Genomic DNA, 25,622 nt, shown 5'->3' with positions numbered 1-25,622 from the left:
GGAAAAATCATCATCAGCGGTCATACCAAAAATTAAGTTAGACAAGGCGATAAGCCAACTCTGTATAGGGGCGAACTATGAGAAAGAAAATCACAGCCAACGAGATTGCGGAAAAATTGCATGACGGGATGACCATCATGATTGGCGGTTTTATGGCAAATGGTGCCCCTGAGGGCCTTATCGACCTGCTGCTCGAACACAACATCAAAGACATCACACTAATTTCGACCGATACGGGGACTCAAATCACAGGTTCCGGTCGACTGATTGCAGCAAAACTCGTAAAAAAACTCTACGCCTCGCACATTGGTACCAACCCAGAAACGGGAAACCAGATGAATAATCAAGAGCTAGATGTTGAACTGGTTCCACAAGGCACATTAGCCGAGCGTATTCGTGCAGGAGGGGCTGGACTTGGTGGCATTCTTACCCCAACAGGCCTTGGCACTTTGGTGGCAGAGGGTAAACAAGTGATTACCATTGATGAGAAAGACTATTTGTTAGAAAAACCTCTCCGCGCTGACCTTGCTTTTATACGCGGTTCAGTTGTCGATACCAAAGGGAATGTGTTTTACAAAAAAACCACTCAAAACTTCAATCCATTAATGGCGACCGCTGCCGACCTCGTTATTGTTGAAGCTGAAACAATTGTTCCACTTGGAGACATCGAACCAGAGTCGGTTCATACCCCTAGTCTATTTGTAGATTACGTCTATCAAAAGGAATCGAAATAATGACGGATATTATCTGTAAACCTCAACCTACTTATGGCAATACGCCTTTTGCGAGCAAGATTACCGATAAGGCTGTAATACGTCGAAATATTGCTTGGCGCGTTGCTCAAGAACTGCATGACGGCGACGTCGTGAATTTGGGGATCGGCATGCCCTCTTTAGTTGCAAATGAAATTGACTCAGAAGTCGAGCTCATACTGCAATCTGAAAATGGATTACTCGGTATTGATGCGATTGCTGACGACAGTAATACGGACGCCGATTTAGTCAATGCCGGCGGACAACCGATTACCGCAACCAAAGGCGCAAGCTATTTTAACAGCGCCGATTCCTTCACCATTATTCGCGGTGGTCATGTCGACGTAACGGTTCTCGGAGCACTGCAAGTCGATGAGCAAGGTAATCTTGCTAACTGGATTATCCCTGGGAAAATGGTTCCAGGTATGGGAGGCGCTATGGATCTAGTCGTAGGCGCGAAAAAAGTCATCGTCTCAATGGAGCATACAGCGAAAGGTAAACACAAGCTTCTTAAAACCTGCTCTCTGCCATTAACCGCACTGAATCAAGTCGACATGGTCATCACAGAGATGGGTGTGATATCCATTCATGACTCTCAAATGATATTAACGGAGATAGCCCCTGGCTACACGCCAGAAGAAGTGCAACTAGCAACAGAAGCAACCTTGATAATCCCGACACCTCTCAACATTATGCCACTTCCAAAGCATTAGGTTTTCTAAATAGTAAATCGTGTTACTGCGTTTTTATTTGTTATGACTGCTCCACGTCATATTCGCCCATGCTGTAACAGCATGGGCTTTTTTATTGTGTTCACGGCTGCACCAAGGTTGCCGATTAAAAAGCACCGATCCTTTCGATTAATTAAACGCATCATCTAATGCTGTAACCGAGTATCTTCCTCTTTTAGTACAAAAAAGCAGTAACCCAAATGGCTACTGCTTGTTGTAAAACTACCTAAAACAATAGCTCCGATTACATCGTCGGAAAGTTAAAGCTACTAGTATGCTCTTCCAATCGCACGCTGGCAGGCCAGCGACTCGTGACAGTTTTCATTCTTGTATAAAAACGAACCCCGTCATTACCGTGCATATTTAAAGGCCCAAATATCGAACGCTTCCACCCACCAAAACTGTGAAATGCCATTGGTACAGGAAGAGGAACATTGATACCTACCATCCCAGCTAATACCTCTTCTTGAAACTGACGCGCAGCCTCTCCATCTCGAGTGAAAATAGCCGTACCATTGCCATACTCGTGTCGATTAATGAGGCCTAAACCCGTTGCGTAATTAGGCACTCGCACAATCACCAACACTGGACCAAAGATTTCCTCTTTGTAAATTGTCATCTCAGGAGAAACATGGTCAAACAAAGTCGGCCCTACAAAATACCCATCTTTGTGGCCTTCAACTTCAAGCGAGCGTCCATCAACCAGAAGTGCAGCACCTTGCAACTCTCCCTCTGAGATATAGTCACAGATTTTTTGTTGATGAGCCGCAGAAATAACAGGGCCCATATCGTTTTCCTGTCCTTCCACAATCCCAGGCCCGACTCGCATGGACTGTATCTGCGTTTGTAATTTATCGGTTAAACGGTCGGCCGTTTGATCCCCGACAACCACTACCACAGATAATGCCATACAGCGTTCACCCGCCGCGCCATATGCGGCTCCCATGATGGCTTGAGAGGTCATATCTAGGTCAGCATCTGGCATCACTAAGCAGTGGTTTTTTGCACCACCCAACGCTTGGCAACGCTTACCATGAGCAGAAGCCGTGGTATAGATGTACTCGGCAATCGGTGTAGAACCAACAAAGCTTACCGCTTGTACACGTTCATCGGTAAGCAATACATCCACAGCTTGTTTATCACCATTCACCACATTGAAGACGCCATTTGGTAGTCCTGCATCTTTAAGTAACAACGCCAGCTCGAGGGCCAGCGACGGATCTTTTTCAGACGGTTTCAAAACAAATGTATTACCCGTAGCCAGTGCTACAGGGAACATCCACATAGGAACCATTGCAGGGAAATTAAATGGTGTGATGCCAACGCAAACGCCCAATGGCTGCATTAATGAATGACTATCTATGCCAGTGCCAACATTAGATGAGTGCTCACCTTTTTGTAGGTGTGGGATACCACAAGCAAACTCAACCACTTCGAGCCCTCGAGCTAACTCCCCAATGGCATCTGAATAGATCTTCCCATGCTCACTAGAGATCAGGCGCGCTAAACGGTCAAGATTAGCCTCAACTAAGGCTTTAAATGCAAACAACACACGGGCACGTTTCAATGGTGATGTTTTAGCCCAACCTAGATGAGCCTGTTGAGCGGACTCAATAGCTTGTGCCGTTTGTTCTTCATTACTTAATACAACTTGCTTTGTTTGCTGACCTGTTGCTGGGTCAAAGATCGGAGCAACACGTTCCGTTTGATATTCGCTTATTTCACCATTAATAAAATTAAATACGGTTTTCATAACAGGGTCCTTTAGTTGGAAATCAATGAAGGTGCGCCTTGTGATTTAAGACGAGACTGTGAAGATGACTGACAAGATGTAGATAAATTACGCTGTTGCCATGCTCTTACCAAGCTCGAATAGTTCGACTTGATTTGAGCAATGAGCTCCTGATCATTTATGTCATTCGCTAGCCACAAACTGGATGGCAATCCAAATATTGTTCGCCCAACCGCAAAGCCTTTTACCAGCGAACAGTTTGCTGCAGCATTAAATCCAGCTTGCACCTCATCTAATGGTGCATCCAGCCCAAGAATCAATATGCCTCGACAATGTGGGTCGTTGTCTTGTACCAACAACTCCACTTGTTTCCAGGATAATTCAGAAAGCGGCGGTAATTTCCACCAGTCAGGTTTAACACCAATAGAATAGAACTGATTCATCAACGTAAGGTACTGCCTATCCCCCAACGTCATTTCCTTAGGTAAAATAACCTCTAGCAGCAATTCGTGTCCCGATTGGCAACACGCATCGTAGACTTCTTTAACTATATTTTCTTGTGATAGACGTAAAGCAATGTCGTCGTCCGGGTGGCAAAAAACCAAACACTTTACGACATGCTCAAGTGGCCAGGTTCTCAACTGACTGCCGATGTCTCCATGCTCTAATTGCAAAGGCCTGGACCCAGGTTCTTCTACCGGTCTACCAATCCAAGTACCTGTACCGGTTGCAGAATTAAGGACTGGTTGACCAAAAGTACCATCACAAAGCAAGCCAAACTGTCCAGACAGATTCTCTTCTTGGCTCACATCTAGTGACGCCTTATAGATCAACTGCTTCAGTATCGAAATACGGTCAAGATCTGCGCCAACATCTTTCGCCATCTGTTCAAACTGGCTACGGTGATCGAATGCCAAAACACATAATTCATCCCACTGAGTTTGACGTGTAGTAACTCGGTGCAAATGGTTTAGTTGACTGTCTTGATCCGGTCGCAGAACATCTTGGGCACGAGCTAAATAGTTATCTAACTCTTCTTTAGTAGGCATAGCAGGCGCGCAGCCATGACGTGAAACCACTAACGCACCACACGCGTTGGCATAAGCGCAAGCTTTCTCCCAGCTTTCATCATTGAGATAACCTCGTAACAGGCCAGACATAAAGGCATCCCCCGCACCAAGTACATTAAGAACATCCACTTTAACGCCTTCTACAGTGATACCCTCATCCAGTGAATCTGGTACATCGCTAGAAAAAACAGAACTACCCAACGCGCCTCTTTTGCACACGAATTCAGCCTGGCTAACAGTTCGAACCGACCTCAAAGCCGCAACTGTATTTGTGGAGCCACCAGCAATATGGAATTCCTCTTCAGTACCAACAATAAGGTCAAAAAGCGGTAACGCTTTCTGAAGTTGATGCGTAACCTCAGCTGAATCGATATAGCGAGTTTCGCCATCACCAAGACTAGTTAGCCCCCAAAGAACAGGCCGGTAGTCGATATCCAACGCAGTTTTAACTCCGTGCTTGCGAGCATATTTTAAGGCGAGTAATACCGCCCCTCGGGTCTTCGGATTTGAAAGATGAGTACCTGTAACCGCTAAGCAGCGTGCTGAAGCTATGTAAGATTCTGAAATATCATCCACACTGAGCGCCATATCGGCACAATTATCACGATAGAAAATTAATGGAAACGTCTCTTCATCTTTTATGCCTAACAATACTAAAGCTGTTAAGCGTTCGCGGTCGGTGATGAGATGGCGAGTATCAACCCCTACAGATTGCAACTCCTCGCGAACAAACCGCCCCATATGCTCATCACCAACACGAGCAAGCATTGACGACTTTAATCCAAGCCTTGCTGTTCCATAAGCAACATTGCCCGACGACCCTCCTAAATATTTCGAAAATGACCCCATAGATTCTAATCGCGAACCAATTTGTTGCCCGTAAAGGTCAACCGCCACTCTCCCCAAACAAATCAAATCCAGTGTTTTATCTTCTAACTGCATAATCCCATTCCTCGTAGACAAATTGGTTCGCTTATATTCAGCTTCAACGCTTACAAAGAGGAAACGCTGTCACCTCTGCAAACTAAGACTCAGCCATAGAAATAAATCTCACCTGTAGACTGCACTCCCCCTTTATATGGAATAAAAATTCCAAAATCAAAGAAAAACGAAACATACAGTTCATTAAAGTGATCGAGTTTACATTTAATCGCAAAAGTAGACTTTAACCTCAGAAATAAAGGAAAAATTAGAAAATATTTTTCACTCAATTTTTCATTCAAACAATTTCAATCACTATATTTTTTAACAATTAAAATCAATGACTTAGCCATAACAAAAATAAAAGGAACAAACACAAACCAATAAAAATCAACAACTTAAGAAAAAGCAGCCTCACTACAAAAGTTAACAACCACAAGATCCATGTAACAATTATAACAATTGCGCATTATATCTAATGGCTAAAAAAAAATTCTGAATATATAGTTACCCACGATAAAAATGAAAAATATTTTTCATTAAAGAAGTAAGCTTAAAACGCCTATTTAAAGGAATGAAAGTTGCCAAGTTTCTAAGACAAATAGAAGTGTTCTTAGGGATTCAATCACAAAATATCTTGTGATTGGCAGAAGCAGTGATAACAACAAGGAGACATAACATGTCATCGATAACCAGCACATTTTCAAAATTCATACGCCGTTTTGCTCATAAAACCACTCTCTTCCAAAGCTCAACAGTAAGACGAGTAAAAACAGGATTCATTGCAATAGGCTTACTTAGTCTTGTTGCCTGTGGTGGTGAAGATACAAAAAGTGATGTCGTCACAATAGGTGTCGCAATTCCCAACTTTGACGATACATTTCTTGTAAATATGAAGGATTCCATGACGACATACGCTGAAAAACAAGACAACGTTGAACTCATTTTTGTGGACGCCAAAGAAGACACAGTCAAACAGCTTGGCCAAGTTCAAAACTTCATTATCCAACAAGTCGACGGCATCATTTTAGTTCCTGTTAATACTGACGCGACCCAACCTATGACGGACAAGATTCTAGACGCCGGAATTGAGCTCGTTTACCTCAACCGTCGCCCTTCTTATTTACCTGAAGGTGTTGCGTACGTTGGCTCTGAAGAGCTGCAATTTGGTAAAGAACAAGCTAAGTACGTCGCAGATAAAAGTGAAGGTGGAAACATTGGAATTCTGATGGGCATGATGACAATTGAAGCTGCAATTCTTCGTACAGAAGGCGTCGAAGATTACTTCCAAGATAAGCCTGATTTCAACATCACTCGTAAACAAACCGCTCTATGGCAACGATCACAAGCAATGGTAGTAATGGAAAACTGGATCAATTCGGGAGATAAACTCGATGTAATTATTGCCAATAACGATGATATGGCTCTAGGTGCAATTCAAGCTCTGCGTGCTGCTGGAAAACTCGATGACACGATTGTGGTCGGCGTTGATGCAACTCCTGATGGCTTAATGGCAATTGAAAATGGCGCTCTTGACGCCACTGTATTCCAAGATGGTGGCGGCCAAGCTCGGGGCGCAATTGATGCCGCAATCAGTGGTATCAAAAATCAACCACGCGAGAAAATTACTTGGATTCCTGCAGAGCTTGTCACCAAAGACAACCTAGAAGAATTCAAAGCTAAGCAAGGCTAACGCCCTCTTCACTCATATGATCTATGTGCCAACCCACTAACAAGGTTCGATGCATAGATCATTTCAATCGGAGCAGTAAATATGAGTCAAGCCTTACTAGAAATGCGTGGAATATCAAAGTCATTTCCCGGAGTGAAAGCCCTTGATAATGTGCAACTCACATTAAAAGAAGGTCGTGTCATGGCCTTAATGGGCGAAAACGGCGCAGGTAAGTCCACCCTAATGAAAGTTCTTTTTGGTATTTACCAAAGAGATAGCGGCACGATCCATTATCAAGGTCAGCCAGTTAACTTCAGTGGTGCTAAAGATGCCCTTGAAGCTGGAATATCGATGATCCACCAAGAGTTGTCCCCAATACTTCACCGAAGTATTGCAGAAAACATTTGGCTAGGTAGAGAGCCGACCAAAGGACCATTCAACCTTATCGATCACGGAAAAATGTACAGCGACACTACCAAGCTGTTAGAAAAATTGGACCTGCAACTCGACCCTCGAACGCCTATGAGTGAGCTCACGGTAGCCACAATGCAGATGATCGAGATTTCAAAGGCCATTTCGTATCACTCGAAAGTGATCATCATGGATGAACCAACTTCAGCCCTTACAGGTAAAGAAGTTGACCACCTATTTGAGATCATAGAACTACTTAAATCTCAGGGAGTGGCGGTCGTATATATCAGCCATAAAATGGACGAAATATTCCGTATCTGTGATGACATTACAATCTTTCGAGATGGAAATTTTATTGGCGAGAGAGAAGCTTCATCGACTAATAATGACGAACTCGTTCACATGATGGTAGGACGCAATTTAGGCGATGTTTATCCACCGATCACCGCCAAACCGGGAAAAGTCAGATTAGACGTCCGAAATCTAACTGTTGAGGGGCAATTCAGTGACATCAGCTTCAAGCTGCATGAAGGTGAAATTCTTGGCATCGCTGGCCTTGTTGGCTCTGGGCGCACCGAATTAATTGAAACTCTGTTTGGCGTAAGACAAAAAGATGTCGGTGAGATTTGGATCAACGGCGATCAAGTAGAAATCAAAACGCCAACCGATGCTATCAATCACAAAATGGCCTTCCTAACAGAAGACCGACGTCACTCCGGGCTTTACTTGATGCTGGATATTTTCGCTAACACCTCCATCGCCCACCTTGATGCTTATCGCAATAAAGTCGTTAACCTACTTGATGTAAGAAAAATGCAAAAAGACTGCTCAACGCAATGTTCGACTCTCAAAGTAAAAACGCCTGGCATGTCTGAAGCCATTGATAATTTAAGTGGTGGCAACCAACAAAAAGTATTGCTCGCGCGTTGGATGCTTACTAAACCAGACATTCTCTTTCTCGACGAACCAACTAGAGGCATTGATGTTGGCGCCAAATCTGAAATCTATAAATTGATGCGCCTGCTCACCGGCATGGGTAAAAGCTTGGTCATGATCTCATCTGAGTTACCAGAGGTGATTGGAATGAGCGACCGCATTCTCGTCATGCACGATGGGCAATTTAAAGGTGAACTCGACGGTCACGAAGCCTCACAACAACAAGTCATGTCATTGGCGTTCAACTAAAAACAATAAGCTAGTCCAACATATCAAGGAAAGTAGTTATGATAGCTAAACTTCTTCAAGCCACTTCAGAACAGCCCGAAACTGGCAAAAAAACACGTTTTTTATCCAAGTACGCGATCTACGTCGTCTTTGTCGGCATGTGTATTGTCATGAGCATTTTGTCTCCGGTGTTTCTCACCGTTGCCAATTTACTTAATGTCATGACTCAAATGGCCAGTATCGGCCTACTCGCCTTAGGTGTAACAATCATCATCATCACTCGCGGTATTGACCTTTCATCCGGCTCAGTACTTGCGGTTGCAGCTGTAGTCTCAGCCAGCACGGCTCAAACCCTCGATTGGGGGATGAGAATGTACCCCAATCTGCCTGAGTTACCTGTTATTGTCCCTATTTTGGTTGCACTAGGTGTGGGAGCTCTCTGTGGTCTGATTAACGGTGCGTTAATCGCCTATACAGGTATCCCCCCGTTCATTGCAACATTAGGGATGATGATCATAGCTCGCGGGGCTGCATTGCTCTATTCAGACGGTCGCCCTATCAGTAGCTTAATCGATTCATACCAATGGATCGGACAAGGAAACATAGCGGGGATCCCCGTGCCCGTGGTGATATTCCTCGTTATGGCATTGTTCACCTATGTGCTACTCAACTACACCAGATTTGGTAAATATGCTTATGCAATAGGAGGCAACGAAACTGCAGCTTACGTATCAGGCATCAACGTAACCAAATACAAAATTCTTGTCTACGTCTACGCTGGTCTTCTGGCTGGTATTGCTGCTCTTATCTTGACGGCTCGAATCAATTCGGGTCAACCCGGCCTAGGTAACATGTATGAGCTTGATGCTATCGCTGCTGCCACTGTCGGCGGGGTATCACATGCCGGCGGAATAGGAACAATCCAAGGAACTATCGTAGGCACCATGATTATGGGCGTGCTACAAAACGGGCTCGACCTACTCAATGTATCAGCCTATTGGCAACAAGTAGTAAAAGGCTTAGTGATTGTCGTAGCCGTTATTTTTGATATGAAGCGCCAAAAGAAAAGCAAATAAATATGTAAATGAGTAGCCGCTATGCACTTTACGCTGACTTTAACATCGTGATTAAGAATACTGATGTGATACGCAAGAAGCGCTAAGCAATGGTATTAACCATTAATAAATCGCTCATACAAAAAGTTGAATGTAGGGTCCTCAAATGAGGTTTTCCATGCCACGTAAGCTCATCACTCTCGTGGCATTTTTTTGTTTAGAGAATGATTGTTTCACCTCTTTCTTAACCGTCATGCCAAATGAAATAAATATTTCATTTAAGCTAACTCGACTTCACATCATCTATCTACTCTGATATATAGAAAACATTCAGGTCATCTTCGCCGTTAAACTTAGGGTGTTGTTTATGCATGCAGCTACGAATCTCAACGAACTAGAGAACCAAATTCGCCTACAGCACAGTACGTTGAGCAAACGACTACAGCAAGTCGCGCAGTACGTACTCGAAAATTCAAACAGCATTGCCTTCGACACCGTGGCCGTCATTGCCAAGGCTGCCGATGTTCCACCGTCGACACTAATACGCTTTGCAAATGCTTTTGGATTTAGTGGTTTTAACGAGTTGAAACAAATATTCCGTCAAAACCTTGTAGAAGAAACTACCAGCTACACTCAACGTACGCGTCTAGTTAAGGCGCTTAACGATGAAAACCTTCGAGAAGAACCTGAAGACATCTTGTACGAATTTGCTCAAGCCAACTCACAAGCAATGCTGCAGTTAGCGAAGCTGACCTCTCCAGAGAAGCTAAAGCAAGCAGTCGATGTTCTGGACAGTGCCGATAACATTTATCTGATCGGCCTTAGACGCTCTTTTAGTGTGGCGTCATACCTCACGTATGCACTACGTCACATCGAATGTAGAGCATTCCTTATCGATGGCTTAGGGGGGATGTTTGAAGAGCAAGTCAGTATGGTTGGACCGAACGACGTAGTTGTCTCAATTAGCTTTAATCCATATGCAGAAGAAACGATCAAGCTGTGTGAAATAGCGTCCAAAGCAGGCGCCAAGCAAATAGTGATTACCGACAACCAGGTCAGCCCACTGTCGGTATTCAGCGACGTGTTCTTTACCGTTAAAGAGGCCAGCGTCGATGCATTTCGTTCACAATCGGCTTCACTATGTCTTGCACAATCTTTGGCAGTCTCACTCGCATTTAAAAAAGGCAGAACCCTCGATTAATTCTAAGTTCTGCCTTGCTAAGCCAGTGAAAACCAGGCGAATGAATAAAGCGACTAGCCCACAGGCTAGAGTTTGACTGTTGCACCTGTGTGCATGGACTCTAGAGCAGCCTCAGCAAGCACGAGAGCAAACTCTCCATCTTTACCACTGCAAAGTGGCGCTGCTTCCCCCGCTAGAATCTCAACGAAATGATCCCATTCATTGATGTATGCTTGTTCGTAACGCTCTAAGAAAAAGTGTTGCGGTTTCGCACTAACACAACCACTATCCCCCCAGTGCTGAACCAGATCCTCTTTCATGTTGCCCGCTTGCAGTAAGCCTTTCTCGCCATGTAACTCAAGGCGCTGATCATAGCCATAACCAGAACGACGACTGTTTGAAATAGTGGCAATCGCACCCGATGGAAAGTTCATAACAATAACAGCAGTATCAATATCTCCAGCTTCACCAATAGCTTTATCAACCATACAACTACCGTGTGCCGTAATTGAGATTGGATCCTCTCCAAGAATAAAGCGCGCCATATCAAGATCATGGATGCTCATATCGCGAAACATACCACCAGAAGCTTTAGCGTAATGTGCCGGTGGTGGCGAAGGATCACGAGACGTGATCAGCAACGATTCTGCTTTACCGATCACACCTGCACCTAACTGAGTTTTTAGCTTTCGAAACTGAGGATCAAAGCGGCGATTAAAACCAACCAACATTGGCACCGGATATTGTTCAATTACGCCCAAACAATCACGAACACGGCTCAATTCTAAGTCGATCGGTTTTTCACATAAGATCGTCTTACCATTCTTTGCCGCTAGCTCAATAAAATCAGCGTGAGTGTCGGTTGCAGAACCGATACATACTCCATGAATATTGGGGTCAGCCATAGCCTCTTCAATGGTTTGAATCTTTGCGTTGTACTGCCTAGCAAGTTGATTCGCTCCCTCCACATATGGATCGACAATAGAATATAAGGTTGTTCTCGGATGATTATTAATATTAACCGCGTGAACATTGCCAATGCGTCCTGCACCAAATAAAGCGATGTTAAACATACTTTCCCTCATGACGTAGAGTTACTGCCTAAACGAATAAACAGCGATAGCTAAATACAGTCACGTATTCGTGACCCTCTGATTTCCAATTTACATTCCATTTATTGTTACCTGAACTAGTCACTCCCGAACACGTGAATTACGAATCAAAGCAACAAAACGAAAAAAAATTATCATTAAATTTACACGACTACAAACCGCAAATCTACGCATTAAAGACCAAAAAGTAGCCAAGCTTAAATTAACCCAGTTAACATCACAGATGGAACACGTAATAATAGAAAATATTTATCACAAGAGAAACAATAGTGTTGACGCGATCATCTACGCCAACAACACAAGCTTTTTGGCAACTGACAAAGGATTACTTTATGCGCTATGCACTACACGGGATGTGTTCACTACACAATAATATCGTCAGCGATATACGTTTGGCCAAAGAAACAGGCTATGACGGGTTAGAAATTCATACGGAAAAATTGTGGCGATACATCAATGCTGGTTTAACAAGCCAAGCCCTAAAAACAAGGTTGAATGACGCCAACATTACGCCTTCTGCGATCGATATTATCGGTAGTGTAGAGAGTACGACCAAAGAAGCCCAAAACCAGTTGTTTAAAGACACAGAGGTTCTGTGTCAGTTTGCCAAAGACATTGGTGCACCAACCATTCAACTAAACGCTTTCGAGGCGCTGACGGGCCTATCAGTTGAAGATAACATTCGCATTACTGCTCAAAACATCCGCAATATAACCGATATCGGAAAAGAGCATGGAATCCGCTTCCAATATGAAGGTGCTGCATGGACTCCCATTGCTACCTTAGAGCAATATTATCAATTACACGATGCCGTCAATCGAGATAATTTTGGCTTTGTGCTCGACACTTGGCACTTCTGGGCATGTCGCGGAGCAACACCAGAAGACATGGCAAAGATCGATAAATCGCTCATCTACAATGTTCACCTTTCTGATGGACACCGTCCTGAAGTTGGTGCGCCTTGGGTCGATGAAAAAGAACTTAGAGACTGCTTGCTAGGCCAAGGAGACATTCCATTACAAGAGTGGACGTCAGCTATTCAAAGTACGGGATATGATGGGTTCTATTCAGGAGAGTTTCTCAATGATCAACTTTGGGAAAGTGATCATTACGATACCGCCACCAGCATGCTTTCAGGAATGAAGCGTTTGTTTTCATAACGATATTTATTCCAGTAACTCTAAGCACCAAAAAAGCTACCAAAATGGTAGCTTTTTCTATGCTCGGCGGCCACTTTATTAAAAATGTACTTGTTGAGTTGTGTTATTTGTCATTTCAGCACTCTCACATACGGAGAGCAGCTTCACTGTGTTTAGGCTTTTTCAAGCATTAAAAAAGCCGATAATTATCGGCTTTTTAGTGTTATCTAGAACATTCTGGATGTATACGCTACTTAATCTCACGACACATCAAACTCACGGCTAATGTTTGAGCTAGATACATCGAAGAACTCAATGAGCGAAAGCCCATCACCTCCCCTTCTTCCACTTCAAAACACACGTCCATCTTACTGCCATGCGCCATCATCTGGTTATCTGCGATCGCGATGATAGGAACACCTCGGTCATGAGCACACTCTATAACATTACTGGTTTCCATCGCATAAGGGGCAAAAGTCACAGTAAGCAATACGTCTTTATCGTTCATATTGCGGATCATAGGGGTCAGCATCCCTCCATGGTCATCAAGCAAGACAACATTGTTATCTGACTTCATGAGAGCATACCAAAGGTAAAAAGCAACCGGATAAGCTCGGCGCATCCCTTGTATATATATCGTTTCGGCTTGATCCATCAAGCTCACTGCTCTTTCAAGCTTCTGTGGTGAAACTGATACTTGTAATTTTTCTATCGCTTCAATGTTAGCGACACCGTAATCATTAAAAATAGCGGTTGGTGATTCTGGTTGATATGTTTCTTGGTCTCTTGCTTTGCGCACTCGGTCTTTATAATCCCGAGGTCTATTTAGATACTGATCTCTAAACAGAGCCTGCATTTGGCTAAATCCACTAAAGCCCATCGCATTTGAAAATCGACTTAATGTCGACAATGGTACATTAGCTTGTTCCGCAATGGTTGCCATAGTCTCAACGGCAACTAGCATAGGCTGGGCTAACACATAGTCCGCGACTTGCTGTAAGCGTTGACTCAAGTTGTCATAGCGTTTGACGATTAACTCTTTCAGAGAGTCTAAATCACTAGGCACATGTACAATCTCGTTAGTTTCAACTTCCATACCTAACTTCTTTCCCGTTAAATATTGGTTTATAAATCAATAATACCCCAAGCTTTAACACTTGGGGTATTAATTCTAAGATAAAAGTTCGAAGTTTCGAATAGCTTCATCTTTTACGTACGGCATTGCTTTTTGCATGAAGTAAATTCTATCAAACTTCTCTGGTTCATCATTCATATAGCCACGTAGGTTGTTACCTAAGGCCTGACGTAAGCAGGTGCCAATATTGAACTTAGAGACACGACTTTGCTTGAGTCTCGCCATATCCTCGTCTCGAATGCCACTGGCTCCATGTATCACCAATGGTATCGTCACTTCGGCGGCAATACGGTCAAGTAAGCCAAAATCAATAGTGCATGTTGGTTCGGTTAGACGGTGGACATTCCCGACAGAGATCGCGACACAATCAGCACCACTTTCGCGAGCAAATCTTGCTGCATCAGCTGGGCTAGTATCAATCGTTTTTATATGGTCACGACCTTCATCGTACGGCACAGAGCCAATCTCACCTTCGACTGAAGCACCCAATGCATGAGCGACATCAGCGACTTTGCGAGTTCGAGCTATGTTCTCTTCTAGACTAAGCTGAGAACCATCGAACATTACCGAACTAAAGCCCGCTTTTAGTGCTCGATATACAATGTCTTCTTCATAGGTGTGATCGAGGTGTAGACAAACTGGCACTGTGCTTTTAGTCGCTAGACCTAAAAACATCGCCGCTGCCGTTTCGACCCCATAAAAATCAACGACATCTTTGTTACACGCTAAGATGACCGCTTTGTTCACTTCTTCCGCAGCCTCTACAACGGCGCGAGCATCTTCAAAGCCAAAGACATTAAAACAGGGAACTGAATAATTTGACGCTGCAGCATCAGGTAATAAATCGTTTAAATTAACCAACATAACGTTTCCCTCTTTTACTTAAACTTGGCGATCATATCCTTGATGCCAGGAATGGTTTCAACCTGATACTCATGATGAGGGTCAAAGTGCTGAATCAAAGATTTAGACGTTTTCCCTACAATGATAGTGAAGTAATACATTTCATAGCCCGGCGCAGCAACACTCGGGTGGTAACCTTTATCAATCGCAATTACGGAGCCAGTGCGAACGTGATAAACAGGGCCAAAATCATCTTCATGCTCGTATAAAAACTGGGCGCCAAAACCAAAATCAGGATTGAAACGGAATTGATACACCTCTTCGTACAATGTCTCTTTGCTGCCATCTTCTTTGATACGGTCTTCATCATGTTTATGCGGAGGAAAACCAGACCAGCCACCAGCGCCAACCGTAAATAGCTCACTAACAAGTAAACGGCCACGTTTGTCTGCGTTACTTTGCCCAAGCACATGTTTGATCTTACGATGTGTTTTTGTATCATCTGAGCCGTATTGAACCATTTCAACTTCATCAGCACGAACGCAGAACGGTTCTAATGATGCATCAAATTTACCACCTGCAATCATCACATCTGCACTTTCACTTACACAATCAATGGTCGCTGAATAGCCAAGCGGTACATAAACAGATTCAGGCTCACCGTCCCAAACCGTACGGCGCTTACCAATATTGTCAAACACTTGCGGTTCACCACTGCCGTTACTGACGGTAATGCAGCATGTGCCACCCGCAAGCACGACGACAGACTCATAACCTTCAACGGTATGAATGTGTTGCTCACTTTGGCTCAAGCGTACTTGGTTAAAATAACAAAGTGGGGTGACGTCATCATTCACATCGACAATCGGCTGATTTTGGTTGTTGAACGGGGGTATATGCTTACCCATACTTCTTTCTCCTCTGTCGTTGAGTCGTCTTCGCCACTCAACATAATTTTTATTGTTTCATTCATTGCGGACAAAAATGCCGGGGCGAGATGGTCGCAATCCATAGTGTCTTATTACTATAAAAATACCGCCCCGGCTGGCTTACACCCTCTGAATCAATGAAGGTTCAAGCCCAAAGCGTTATGCTCTACTCTCTACAAAGTCGAGCAACTGTTCTTTTGTTGGCATAGCTTCCGTACAACTAGTACCGCTCACGTTAATGGCGGCTGCTGCGGTTCCATGACGAACACCATCCTCTAATTCACCGCCGTTAACCAAGGTCCAAATCAGTCCACCTGCAAATGAATCACCAGAGCCAAACGGTTTGTTTGCTTTCACTCTAAAAATGCCTTGCTCAAATTTATAGCCATCTTTGCAATACACTTTAGAGCCCAGCTCACCGGCTTTGATCACAACTACTTGCGTGCTTTCACGTAGAAAACGCTGCGCGGTTTGGTCATCATCTTTGTTACCTGGAGCAAGGACGGTTTCCATCATGTCGAACTCTTCACGATTACCAATCACGATGTCAGACAGACCTGCAGCAATGCCGTAATAAATCGACGCATCCACATCAGTGCGCCATGAATAAGGACGATAATCCACATCAAGAATAACCACAGTGCCACTTCTACGAGCATGCTCCATCGCGACAAGTGTTGCTTCTCTGCTTGGGCTTTCTGATAGCGCGGTGCCCGTTACAACCAGTGTTTTTGAGCTGGCAATATAGTCCGCACTCACTTGTTCAGGCTTGATAGTGAGATCAGATGCATTGTTACGATAGATCAGAACCGTACAGTCACTAGGCTTCATTTCAGTAAACGCAACTGAGGTACGAGAACCTGAGTCATCAGTCATCATGCCGTCAAGGTTGATGCCCTGCTCTTCCATGTAGCCTTTGACATAACCGCCAAACGCATCATTAGCAACGCAACCAATAAACCCTGTTTTACCACCCAAGCGGCTAATTGCGACCGCAATATTTGCAGCAGAGCCACCTACAAATTTGTTGAAACCGCTAATGTCGGCCATGTCGGTATTAAATTCACGCGCGTAAAGGTCAACCCCAGCGCGGCCTAACACGATGGCGTCGAGTTTGCGATCCTGAGGGAGTGCAATCTTAGTCATAATGTTTCCCCTATTAGTTGTATTCTACCCAAGCTGCATTTTGGTCCGCAGACTCTACGCACTTCTCACATAGACGAACACCTTCAATGCCCGCATCAATACCAGGGAACCAAATATCAGACAGTGCTTGCTGGTCATCACGCTCCGCCGCGTCAAACGCAAGTGCAAAACGGTGATACAAGTTCGCCCAAGATTCGAAGTAACCTTCAGCATGGCCACCGCCAACTCGATTTACAGCGACGCCAGGCGCATCTTGGTGCAAGTACCCCATACCACGCTCTAGAATACGAGATGGTTCACCTTGTACTTCTAAACGAAGCTGGTTTGGCTGCTCATCCCACCATTCAATGGAGGCTTTTGAGCCGACGATTCTGATTTTTTGTTGGTGCATAGAGCCCGCATTAACCGCCGATGCCCAAAGAGTGCCGACAGCTCCGCCTTTAAATTCCATCATGACATGCGCGTTATCTTCTAACGGCGTGCGCGACTTAATGAAGCTTTGACGCATGCAAGACAAACGATCGACTTCTAAGCCTGTCATTACTTCACACAAGTAAAATGCGTGTGTGCCAATATCACCTAACACATAAGTTGGGCCCGAAACTTCTGGGCTAACACGCCATTTCAGACCTGGATCGTTGAGCTCATATTCTTCATTATGAAAACCATGAGCAAACTGCATATTGATGACGCGAATATCACCCAAATCACCACGCTGTACCATTTCGCGAGCTTGCTGAACCATAGGGAAACCGCTGTAGCCGTACATCACACCGATGACACGGTTATTTTGAGTCGCGATGACTTTTAGCTCTTCTGCTTCTTCTGACGTAAAAGTGATTGGCTTTTCACATACCACATGAAGATTGGCTTCCAGTGCGGCTTTACAAATTTCGTAGTGTGTTGAATTTGGCGTTGCGATAGATACCGCTTGAATGCCATCTTCACGCTGCGCTTCCGCTGCAAACATTTCTTTGTAGTTGGCGTAACAACGATCGCCAGCTAAGCCTAGGTTGGTACCAAAGTCACGGCAGCGATCGGCGTCAAGATCAAATGCTCCAGCCACCAATTTAAACAAACCATCACGCTGCGCAGCATTACGATGGGAATAACCAATCTGACTACCACGTCCTCCACCAATCATTGCCCAGCGTAGAGGTTGTTCAAAGCGACGTTCTTCATTAAACATAATTTTGCTCCGTTACCTGATACATCCGCTAATACAGATGTATCGTGGTTAAGTTATTGTAATTTTGTAATATTTTTTAGACACCGCGGCGCTGACTTGCGCGACCTTCTTCCCAGTCGGCAACTTTTTTGGCAGTCTCTTCATTGCGAGTCACTTCAGGAAGCCCAACTTCCCACCAGCAGTCACACTTAGACCAAGCGGCTGGAGAAACCGGGTCAATATCAACCACAATGACGTATGTGCGGTCCGCTTCTTTTGCTCTTGCAAACGCCGCGTCAAATTCAGTAATTGAGGTTAACTTCTCGCTGATCGCACCTTGCGCTTCGGCGTGCTTGGAAAAATCAACGCGAGCCAACTCACCGTCAGGTCGACGACAATCTTCTAGCAAGTTATTAAATGACTCGTTGCCCGTGTTGTTTTGCAATTTATTGATGACAGCAAAACCACCGTTGTCACAGACAACAACAATCATTTTGTGTCCAGTTAGGACAGACGAGTAAATGTCTGAGTTTTGAATTAGGTATGAACCATCACCAACAAGAACCACGACATCATTATCAGGGTTGGCAATTTTAGCGCCCCAACCACCCGCAATTTCATAACCCATGCAGGAATAACCGAAGTCGATATCAAATTTACCAATTTGGTAATTTTGCCAGTTCATCGAGAGCTCAGCCGGTAAACCACCAGCAGCAGTCAGAACGGTATCACCCTCTTCCATACTGTGATTCAGCTTGCCAATCACTTCAGCATAGGAGGACGTACCCGCCAGTAATTCACCGTCTTGTGGGTGAGTGCGACGGTGAACCAACGCTTTCCACTCATCCGCTTCCGCTTTGGCTTTAGCAGACCACTCGTCACTTGAACGCCAGTCCGCAAGCAAGCTTGAAAGCTTGTTCATACTGGTTTGTGCATCACCCAACACTGGGTGTGAACGGTGTTTAATCGCATCAAACTTAGCCACATTGATGCTAATAAGTTGCATGTCTGGGTTTTTAAATACGCTCCAAGAACCTGTAGTGAAATCTTGTAAACGCGTACCAATAGCAACCACTACGTCGGCTTCATTTGCCATATGGTTGGCAGAATTTGAGCCTGTCACACCAATAGGTCCTGCGTTCAACGGGTTGTCTTGCAGCATAGTGGCGCGACCAGCAATAGTTTCTACCACCGGAATATTGTGCTTAGCGGCAAATGCAGCAAGTTCATCAGTGGCCAGTGAGTAATGCACCCCACCACCAGAAATAATCAATGGTTTTTTCGCTTGAGTTAAAATAGCTTTCGCTTCTTCGAGCACAATCATTTCTGGTTCAGGGCGACGAATTCGGTGACATTTTTCAGCAAAAAAGACTTCTGGGAAATCATAAGCCATGCCTTGGACATCTTGAGGCAAGCCAAGGAAAACCGGACCACAGGTTGCTGGGTCAAGCATAGTATCGAGCGCTTGAGGTAGCGTATGCATCAGCTGTGAAGGAGACAACACACGATCCCAATAACGAGTAAGAGGTTTGAAAGCATCGTTAGAGGTAACCGATGGATCTTCAAAGTTTTCTGGTTGCTGAAGCACTGGATCTGGTAAGCGGCTAACGTAAGCATCACCAGAAATAAGTAATAAAGGCAGACGGTTAGTATGGGCAATACCCGCTGCTGTGACCATGTTCGTTGCACCAGGCCCAATTGAGCTGGTTGCGATACCAATACGTTGGCGCTTATTGGCTTTTGCATAAGCAATGGCAGCCGTCGCCATAGATTGCTCGTTTTGACCACGCCATGTCGGGATTTGTTCTTCGATATTCTTAAGCTGCTGACCAAAACATGTCACATTGCCGTGACCAAAAATGGCAAAGGCAGCACCAAACAGTTGCTCTTCTTTTCCATCGACTACAATTTTCTGTGCTGCAAGATATTTAGCTAGGGCTTCAGCAACAGTTAGGCGTACAGTTTTCATCTTCTTCCTCGATATTTCTTACACGTCATTAGCACAAGGTTATGCCAACGACGTATTCCATATATGTCGATTTTTTGGCTTATTGTTGGAACTCCCCTTCAATAAGCCATTTTCATTACAAGCCGTATTTATTCGCGTAGCCTGTGATGTTCTCGTACGCGGTTTTTGCAAACGTTAGTGGGTGTGCTTTGGCAGGATCTTGCTCAGCTTCAACTAATAACCAGCCTTCGTAGTTACGAGCTTTAAGTGCTGCGAATACGTCGTCATAATTCACATCGCCCGTACCAGGAACGGTAAATACGCCATCTAATACTGCATTTAGGAAAGACTTGTCTGCGTCACGCGCCGCATTCATTACTTCAATACGAAGATCTTTAAAGTGCATGTGACCAATACGGTGACCCCAACGCTCAATAATATTGACTGGATTACCACCACCGTACGTGATGTGACCAGTATCCAGAGTGAGATACACAGAACCTCCAGTCAGCTCCATCAAACGGTTGATGTCTTCTTCTGTCTCAACAATCGTGCCTACATGGTGATGGAAAGACAGTTTGATATCGTGCTTGTTAAATAGGTAGTCAGCGACCGTTGTCAATTTTTCAGCGTACGTTTTCCACTCGTCATCCGTTAAAATAACGCGAGATGACAAAGGCTTATTGATATCTCCGTGAACGGTGTTACTCACTTCGCCATAAACCATCGCTTTGCAGCCTGCCGCTTTAAGCAAAAGAATGTGACCTTGCATCTCTGCAATTTCTTCTTCTGCTGTCAACGTCATCAAATTGCCACTGAACCAACCAGACGCAAGCACAAGATTGTGGTTTTTAAGTAGTGGGATAAGAACTTCTGGCTCTCTTGGATATTTTGTACCTAGCTCTGTACCAGTAAAGCCAGATTCCGACATTTCACTCAAACATGTCTCCAACGGGATTTCGCCACCAAGCTCTGGCATATCATCGTTTGTCCAAGTTAAAGGGCTAATTCCGTATTGAACTTTGCTCATGTTCGTACTCCAAAAATGTTTTATAAGATAAATGTAATGCAGCTCGTTTTTGCCAATTCATCGCGAAAGCGATTGTTATTGATTTTTAACCGCACCAGTTTGCTTCACTGAGAGCAACTATAATTCAAAAAAAATAAAATGAAAAATATTTTTCATTAAATTTAAATTAAAAACACATCTAACACTTTATGAAAAAAACCAGGGCCCACGGGGGATAGAGAACAACTGAGGCACAGATCACACTTAAAAATTAACAATTAAAAACAATGACTTACACTAAATTTTACAGTTGATAATTATTTTCCATAAGTTGATCGAGTTAACAGAATAGAGTAATTGAACGTGTATTTACTAGCCGTAGTTGAATTGAAACACTATGATTCTCAACACCGCCAAAATGAAAAATATTTATCACTAATATTTATTATTATTACTAAATTCATTGGCGAGTTATTAATTCGATACTCTAACCCTACATTCACCGAGTATCGAATAATCGCCCAGCACTAGCTTATTTGATGGTTAAGAGAGTGTATGGACAATACAAAGGAGTATGTAATGTCACCTAATAATGGGACACAGTCTCACAAACATAATATCGCTTACATAGTTAGAATTTGTTGTATCGCTGCACTTGGGGGAATCTTGCTCGGTTATGATACCGCGGTAATATCAGGGGCAATTGGGCCAATAAGAGAGCATTTTGGTTTAACGCCCGCTCAAACTGGCTGGGCAGTATCCAGTGTAGTATTGGGAAGTATTATCGGTGCTGTATCTGCAGGAACTGTTGCCCTAAAATATGGTCGTCGAAGTGCACTCTTCTTATCTGCTGTGTTGTTTATCATATCCGCCATCGGTTCCGCTATCGCACCTACATTTACCATCTATGTGTTACTCAGAATCGTCGGTGGTGTGGCAGTTGGTATCGCTTGTGTAGTTTCCCCAATGTACATGTCAGAGGTTGCCCCAAAAGATTTTCGCGGTCGAGCGGTCAGTATGTTCCAGCAATCCGCTGTTATAGGTCAAACTGGGGTGTTCTACGTTAACTATCTAATTGCAAAAGGGATGTCTGAAGCTTGGTTGGTTGATGTGGGGTGGCGTTGGATGCTAGCTTCTGAGGTATTACCAGCGACACTATTTGGCTGTCTTCTAATTATGATTCCAGAATCTCCGCGCTGGTTAGTATTAAAAGGTAAGTTGGACAAAGCTAAAGATACTCTTTCTCGTATCTCAAACCCAGAGCACGCTGATCGTGTCATCTTAGATATCCAGAAATCTCTCGTTCCTGCAAACGCCTCGAAAAACAGTAAAATTAGCTTACGCTCACCACTACTCTTTTCAATTTTAGTCATTGGTACTTTTGTCGCAGCCGCGCAACAGCTGACTGGTATCAACGTCATCATGTACTACACACCAGAGATTCTAAAACCTATCGCAGGTGGTACTGAGAACGCTTTATTCCAAACTACATTTGTCGGTATTGTTTTCATTCTTGGTAATGCATTAGGTATGTACTTAATCGACAAAGTTGGTCGCCTGCCGCTCATGAAATACGGAACTCTGGGCTGTGCACTTGGCATGACTATTGTTGGATATGTGCTCTATACCGGAACGGAAGGTTATGCAGCATTGTTTGCGCTGTGTTTGTATGTTGTCGCTTACGCTACATCTTGGGGTTGTGCATGTTGGACGATGATCTCAGAAATCTTCCCTAACAGCATTCGTTCAAGAGCAATGGCTATCGCCGTGGGTGCACAATGGTTTACTGGATTTATTGTGACTCAAAGCTTCCCTATGCTTAACGAAAATCCATATCTAAAAGAAAACTTCAACGGCGCTTTCGCTTTTTGGGTGTTCGCCGCGTTGTCCCTCATCTGTATGGTTGTCGTTGTTAAGTATGTCCCTGAGACCAAAGGGGTTGCCCTCGAAGACATGGAAAAAGTCATGGCTAAAAAACTCGGGAAACAAGCTCCAAACAAAAAAACCGAAGCTGCTGCATAATTCAACTTGAAGACAGGTACTTATCTAAAGGTAGCCTGTCTTTTTATTTATCAATTTCAGGAGCCTTTGATGTTAGATAAAATGGCATTTTTTATTTACGTTGTACGCACAGGGTCAATTTCTGCTGCAGCGCGTAAGCTCAACATTTCAGTATCAGCCGGTAGCCGCTGGCTTCAGGAGCTTGAGCTCAAATTTGGAATGCCATTATATCGACGCAATAATCGCTTGTTAAAACCCACACCTGCTGGCCAAACTTTATTTGATCAGTTTTCGGTACTCGTCGATCAATCCGAAACTGTCATGCGCACGATGCAAGATTACCAAAAACACGATAAAGGCCATATTGATGTAATCTGCACACCGGTATTTGCTAACCACTTCCTAATGGAAAAAATAAGCCAATACTTAACCACAAACCCAAACGTGACTTTTAATCTCAATATTACTCCTTGGGCGCTTGATCATGCCGCGGACAGCGATATTACTATCAGTGCAAATGCAGCTTATCAAGGATACCGAGAGCGAGACCTACACTTAGTACGCCGTGAGATTATGCAAAGCCCATTTGTAGTCGTCGCCTCACCTGACTACCTAACAAGACAGACAACGCCAGCCGCTCCAAGTGAGTTAACCAACCACCATTGTCTATTTGCCACCACCCTAACCGGGAGCAATGACTGGGTGTTTCACCAGAATAATGAATACCAAATCATAAAGGTGCCTAAGTCCCTCGAGGTCAACGATAGTGACTTGTTGTTACAGGCGACATTAAATGGCGCAGGCATTGCCTACTTACCATTATTTTTGGTCGAAGATTACATTAACCGGGGTGAAATAGTCCCGATTTTAGAAAACTTTGATACTAGCATTTGGAGCTTAAATGTTTATTATCAACCGCCTGCTAAAGCCTCTGCCGTTGCCATTCATTTTAAAAACCACCTTTTAGCCTAAAGAGGCACGTATTCGTGTATAAATTTTTAAGGTTAAGTCCCTTAAATAAATCACTCTCTTTAATCCAATTAAATACCTCACTTGCATATATGCAAAGAGGCTTTGATTTTATGTCTATATCTTAATTACTAACTACTTAATACAATATTTCTTAATCTATGAAATATAAAAGCACGGATAAAATAATGGGTACGTGTTGCCACTATATTTCCGAGTTTAACACAACCTTTAACTAAGACCGGAGGCTAAAAATGCCTGTAACTAATATAACTGAACTAGATGCTCTAGTAGCTCGCGTGAAAGCTGCACAAGAAGAGTTCTCAACTTTCTCTCAAGAAAAAGTTGATGCTATCTTCCGCGCAGCATCTTTAGCAGCTAACCATGCTCGTATCCCTCTAGCGCAACAAGCGGTAGAAGAGTCTGGAATGGGCATCGTTGAAGATAAGGTAATCAAAAACCACTTTGCATCTGAATTTATCTACAACAAATACAAAGATGAAAAAACGTGTGGCATATTAGAAGAAGATGACAGCCTAGGCACAATGACTATCGCTGAGCCTATCGGTATCATCTGTGGTATCGTTCCAACAACGAACCCAACTTCTACAGCAATCTTCAAATCTCTAATTTCTCTTAAGACACGTAACGGCATCATCTTCTCGCCACACCCACGTGCTAAAAACTCTACAAACGACGCAGCTAAGCTTGTTTTAGATGCAGCAGTAGCAGCGGGTGCTCCAAAAGACATCATCGGTTGGATTGACCAACCTTCAGTTGAGCTTTCTAACGCGCTTATGAAGCACGATGGTATCGCTCTTATCCTTGCGACTGGCGGTCCAGGCATGGTTAAAGCAGCGTACTCTTCTGGTAAGCCTGCTATCGGTGTTGGTGCTGGTAACGTGCCAATCGTTATTGACGAAACAGCGGACATTAAGCGTGCAGTAGCATCTATCCTAATGTCTAAGACATTCGATAACGGCGTAGTGTGTGCTTCAGAGCAAGCAGCAATCGTTGTTGATGAAGTATACGACGAAGTGAAAGAGCGTTTTGCTTCTCACAAAGCATATGTATTGAGCAAAGCAGAAGCAGATAAAGTACGTAAAGTTCTTCTTATCGACGGCGCACTGAACGCGAAAATCGTTGGTCAACCTGCTCCAGCAATCGCTGAAATGGCAGGCGTAAAAGTTCCAGCTGATACGAAAGTACTTGTTGGTGAAGGTCTTGGTAAAGTAAGCATCGATGATGAATTTGCTCACGAAAAACTATCTCCAACGCTAGGCCTATTCCGCGCTGACGATTTCGAAGATGCTGTTGCTCAAGCAGTTACTATGGTTGAAATCGGCGGTATCGGTCACACTTCTGGTCTATACACAAACCAAGATACTAATACTGACCGTATTCGTTACTTTGGTGACAAGCTAAAAACAGCACGTATTCTTGTAAACATCCCATCTACCCACGGCGGTATCGGTGACCTTTACAACTTTAACGTTGCACCGTCTCTAACTCTTGGTTGTGGTTCATGGGGTGGT

At 43.9% G+C, this 25,622-nt stretch carries 20 protein-coding genes; 10 read left to right on the top strand and 10 right to left on the bottom strand.

Annotated features, from left to right (window positions below):
- Positions 1-77 precede the first annotated feature (77 nt).
- Together FTW16_RS04580 and FTW16_RS04575 are read left to right on the top strand one after the other, a co-directional pair.
- Complete coding sequence (locus tag FTW16_RS04580) at positions 78-734, top strand: CoA transferase subunit A (protein ID WP_146490220.1); 657 nt, start codon at positions 78-80, stop codon at positions 732-734.
- Positions 734-1,465, top strand: coding sequence for a 3-oxoacid CoA-transferase subunit B (locus tag FTW16_RS04575; protein ID WP_186728025.1), 732 nt, complete (start codon positions 734-736; stop codon positions 1,463-1,465). The genes FTW16_RS04580 and FTW16_RS04575 overlap by 1 nt, the downstream gene beginning before the upstream one ends.
- A 262-nt stretch (positions 1,466-1,727) precedes the next feature.
- On the opposite strand, the gene FTW16_RS04570 is transcribed toward FTW16_RS04575, so the two are convergent.
- Positions 1,728-3,236: a CoA-acylating methylmalonate-semialdehyde dehydrogenase gene (locus tag FTW16_RS04570; protein WP_146490219.1), complete on the bottom strand. Its 1,509-nt coding sequence runs from the start codon at positions 3,234-3,236 to the stop codon at positions 1,728-1,730.
- An 11-nt stretch (positions 3,237-3,247) separates the two neighbouring features.
- Positions 3,248-5,227 carry a bifunctional 5-dehydro-2-deoxygluconokinase/5-dehydro-2-deoxyphosphogluconate aldolase gene (iolC, locus tag FTW16_RS04565; protein WP_146490367.1) on the bottom strand — a complete coding sequence of 660 codons (1,980 nt, stop codon included), beginning with the start codon at positions 5,225-5,227 and terminating at the stop codon, positions 3,248-3,250.
- Between the two features lie 658 nt (positions 5,228-5,885).
- Between iolC (FTW16_RS04565) and FTW16_RS04560 the strand changes: the two genes are divergently transcribed.
- The 4 genes from FTW16_RS04560 to FTW16_RS04545 all read left to right on the top strand — a co-directional run bounded on the left by FTW16_RS04560 (position 5,886) and on the right by FTW16_RS04545 (position 10,709).
- Positions 5,886-6,899, top strand: a complete 1,014-nt coding sequence (locus FTW16_RS04560; protein ID WP_146490218.1) for a sugar ABC transporter substrate-binding protein — start codon at positions 5,886-5,888, stop codon at positions 6,897-6,899.
- 81 nt (positions 6,900-6,980) lie between these two features.
- Positions 6,981-8,474 carry a sugar ABC transporter ATP-binding protein gene (locus tag FTW16_RS04555; RefSeq protein ID WP_086967519.1) on the top strand — a complete coding sequence of 498 codons (1,494 nt, stop codon included), beginning with the start codon at positions 6,981-6,983 and terminating at the stop codon, positions 8,472-8,474.
- Between the two features lie 38 nt (positions 8,475-8,512).
- The gene (locus FTW16_RS04550) at positions 8,513-9,529 is read left to right on the top strand and encodes an ABC transporter permease (protein WP_061038539.1); all 1,017 of its coding nucleotides are present in this window, start codon (positions 8,513-8,515) and stop codon (positions 9,527-9,529) included.
- 346 nt (positions 9,530-9,875) lie between these two features.
- Positions 9,876-10,709, top strand: a complete 834-nt coding sequence (locus FTW16_RS04545; protein ID WP_146490217.1) for a MurR/RpiR family transcriptional regulator — start codon at positions 9,876-9,878, stop codon at positions 10,707-10,709.
- Positions 10,710-10,774: 65 nt separating this feature from the next.
- On the opposite strand, the gene iolG is transcribed toward FTW16_RS04545, so the two are convergent.
- A complete protein-coding gene (gene iolG, locus FTW16_RS04540; protein ID WP_146490216.1) occupies positions 10,775-11,761 on the bottom strand; it encodes an inositol 2-dehydrogenase in 987 nt (328 codons plus the stop codon).
- Positions 11,762-12,132: 371 nt separating this feature from the next.
- On the opposite strand from iolG, the gene FTW16_RS04535 reads away from it, so the two are divergent.
- Positions 12,133-12,960 (top strand): sugar phosphate isomerase/epimerase family protein, encoded by an 828-nt coding sequence (locus FTW16_RS04535; RefSeq protein ID WP_146490215.1) that lies wholly within the window; start codon positions 12,133-12,135, stop codon positions 12,958-12,960.
- Positions 12,961-13,189: 229 nt separating this feature from the next.
- Here FTW16_RS04535 and FTW16_RS04530 read toward each other — a convergent pair whose 3' ends face one another.
- From FTW16_RS04530 to iolE, 7 genes are all read right to left on the bottom strand, one after another.
- Positions 13,190-14,035: a MurR/RpiR family transcriptional regulator gene (locus tag FTW16_RS04530; protein ID WP_146490214.1), complete on the bottom strand. Its 846-nt coding sequence runs from the start codon at positions 14,033-14,035 to the stop codon at positions 13,190-13,192.
- Between the two features lie 75 nt (positions 14,036-14,110).
- Entirely contained in the window at positions 14,111-14,938 is an 828-nt protein-coding gene (locus tag FTW16_RS04525; RefSeq protein WP_017111575.1) for a class II fructose-bisphosphate aldolase, read from the bottom strand.
- Between the two features lie 14 nt (positions 14,939-14,952).
- Positions 14,953-15,825 (bottom strand): 5-deoxy-glucuronate isomerase, encoded by an 873-nt coding sequence (locus FTW16_RS04520; protein WP_146490213.1) that lies wholly within the window; start codon positions 15,823-15,825, stop codon positions 14,953-14,955.
- 180 nt (positions 15,826-16,005) lie between these two features.
- Positions 16,006-16,992, bottom strand: a complete 987-nt coding sequence (gene iolC / locus FTW16_RS04515; protein WP_086712494.1) for a 5-dehydro-2-deoxygluconokinase — start codon at positions 16,990-16,992, stop codon at positions 16,006-16,008.
- Positions 16,993-17,005: 13 nt separating this feature from the next.
- Entirely contained in the window at positions 17,006-18,181 is a 1,176-nt protein-coding gene (locus tag FTW16_RS04510) for a Gfo/Idh/MocA family protein (protein ID WP_086712493.1), read from the bottom strand.
- A 76-nt stretch (positions 18,182-18,257) separates the two neighbouring features.
- Positions 18,258-20,129 carry a 3D-(3,5/4)-trihydroxycyclohexane-1,2-dione acylhydrolase (decyclizing) gene (gene iolD / locus FTW16_RS04505; RefSeq protein ID WP_146490212.1) on the bottom strand — a complete coding sequence of 624 codons (1,872 nt, stop codon included), beginning with the start codon at positions 20,127-20,129 and terminating at the stop codon, positions 18,258-18,260.
- 115 nt (positions 20,130-20,244) lie between these two features.
- Positions 20,245-21,138 carry a myo-inosose-2 dehydratase gene (gene iolE / locus FTW16_RS04500; RefSeq protein WP_086712491.1) on the bottom strand — a complete coding sequence of 298 codons (894 nt, stop codon included), beginning with the start codon at positions 21,136-21,138 and terminating at the stop codon, positions 20,245-20,247.
- Positions 21,139-21,696: 558 nt separating this feature from the next.
- On the opposite strand from iolE, the gene FTW16_RS04495 reads away from it, so the two are divergent.
- From FTW16_RS04495 to FTW16_RS04485, 3 genes are all read left to right on the top strand, one after another.
- Positions 21,697-23,139, top strand: a complete 1,443-nt coding sequence (locus FTW16_RS04495) for a sugar porter family MFS transporter (protein ID WP_146490211.1) — start codon at positions 21,697-21,699, stop codon at positions 23,137-23,139.
- A 69-nt stretch (positions 23,140-23,208) separates the two neighbouring features.
- The gene (locus FTW16_RS04490; protein ID WP_146490210.1) at positions 23,209-24,090 is read left to right on the top strand and encodes a LysR family transcriptional regulator; all 882 of its coding nucleotides are present in this window, start codon (positions 23,209-23,211) and stop codon (positions 24,088-24,090) included.
- A gap of 251 nt (positions 24,091-24,341) precedes the next feature.
- Positions 24,342-25,622, top strand: a 1,281-nt coding sequence (locus FTW16_RS04485; RefSeq protein ID WP_146490209.1) for an aldehyde dehydrogenase family protein, incomplete at its 3' end; no start/stop codon positions are given.

This window comes from Vibrio sp. T20 (assembly GCF_007858795.1).
In the GTDB taxonomy this organism is placed as follows: Bacteria; Pseudomonadota; Gammaproteobacteria; order Enterobacterales; family Vibrionaceae; genus Vibrio; species Vibrio satsumensis.
Note: the sequence above shows the minus strand (reverse complement) of the source record. Positions and strands in the feature narration are given on the sequence as shown.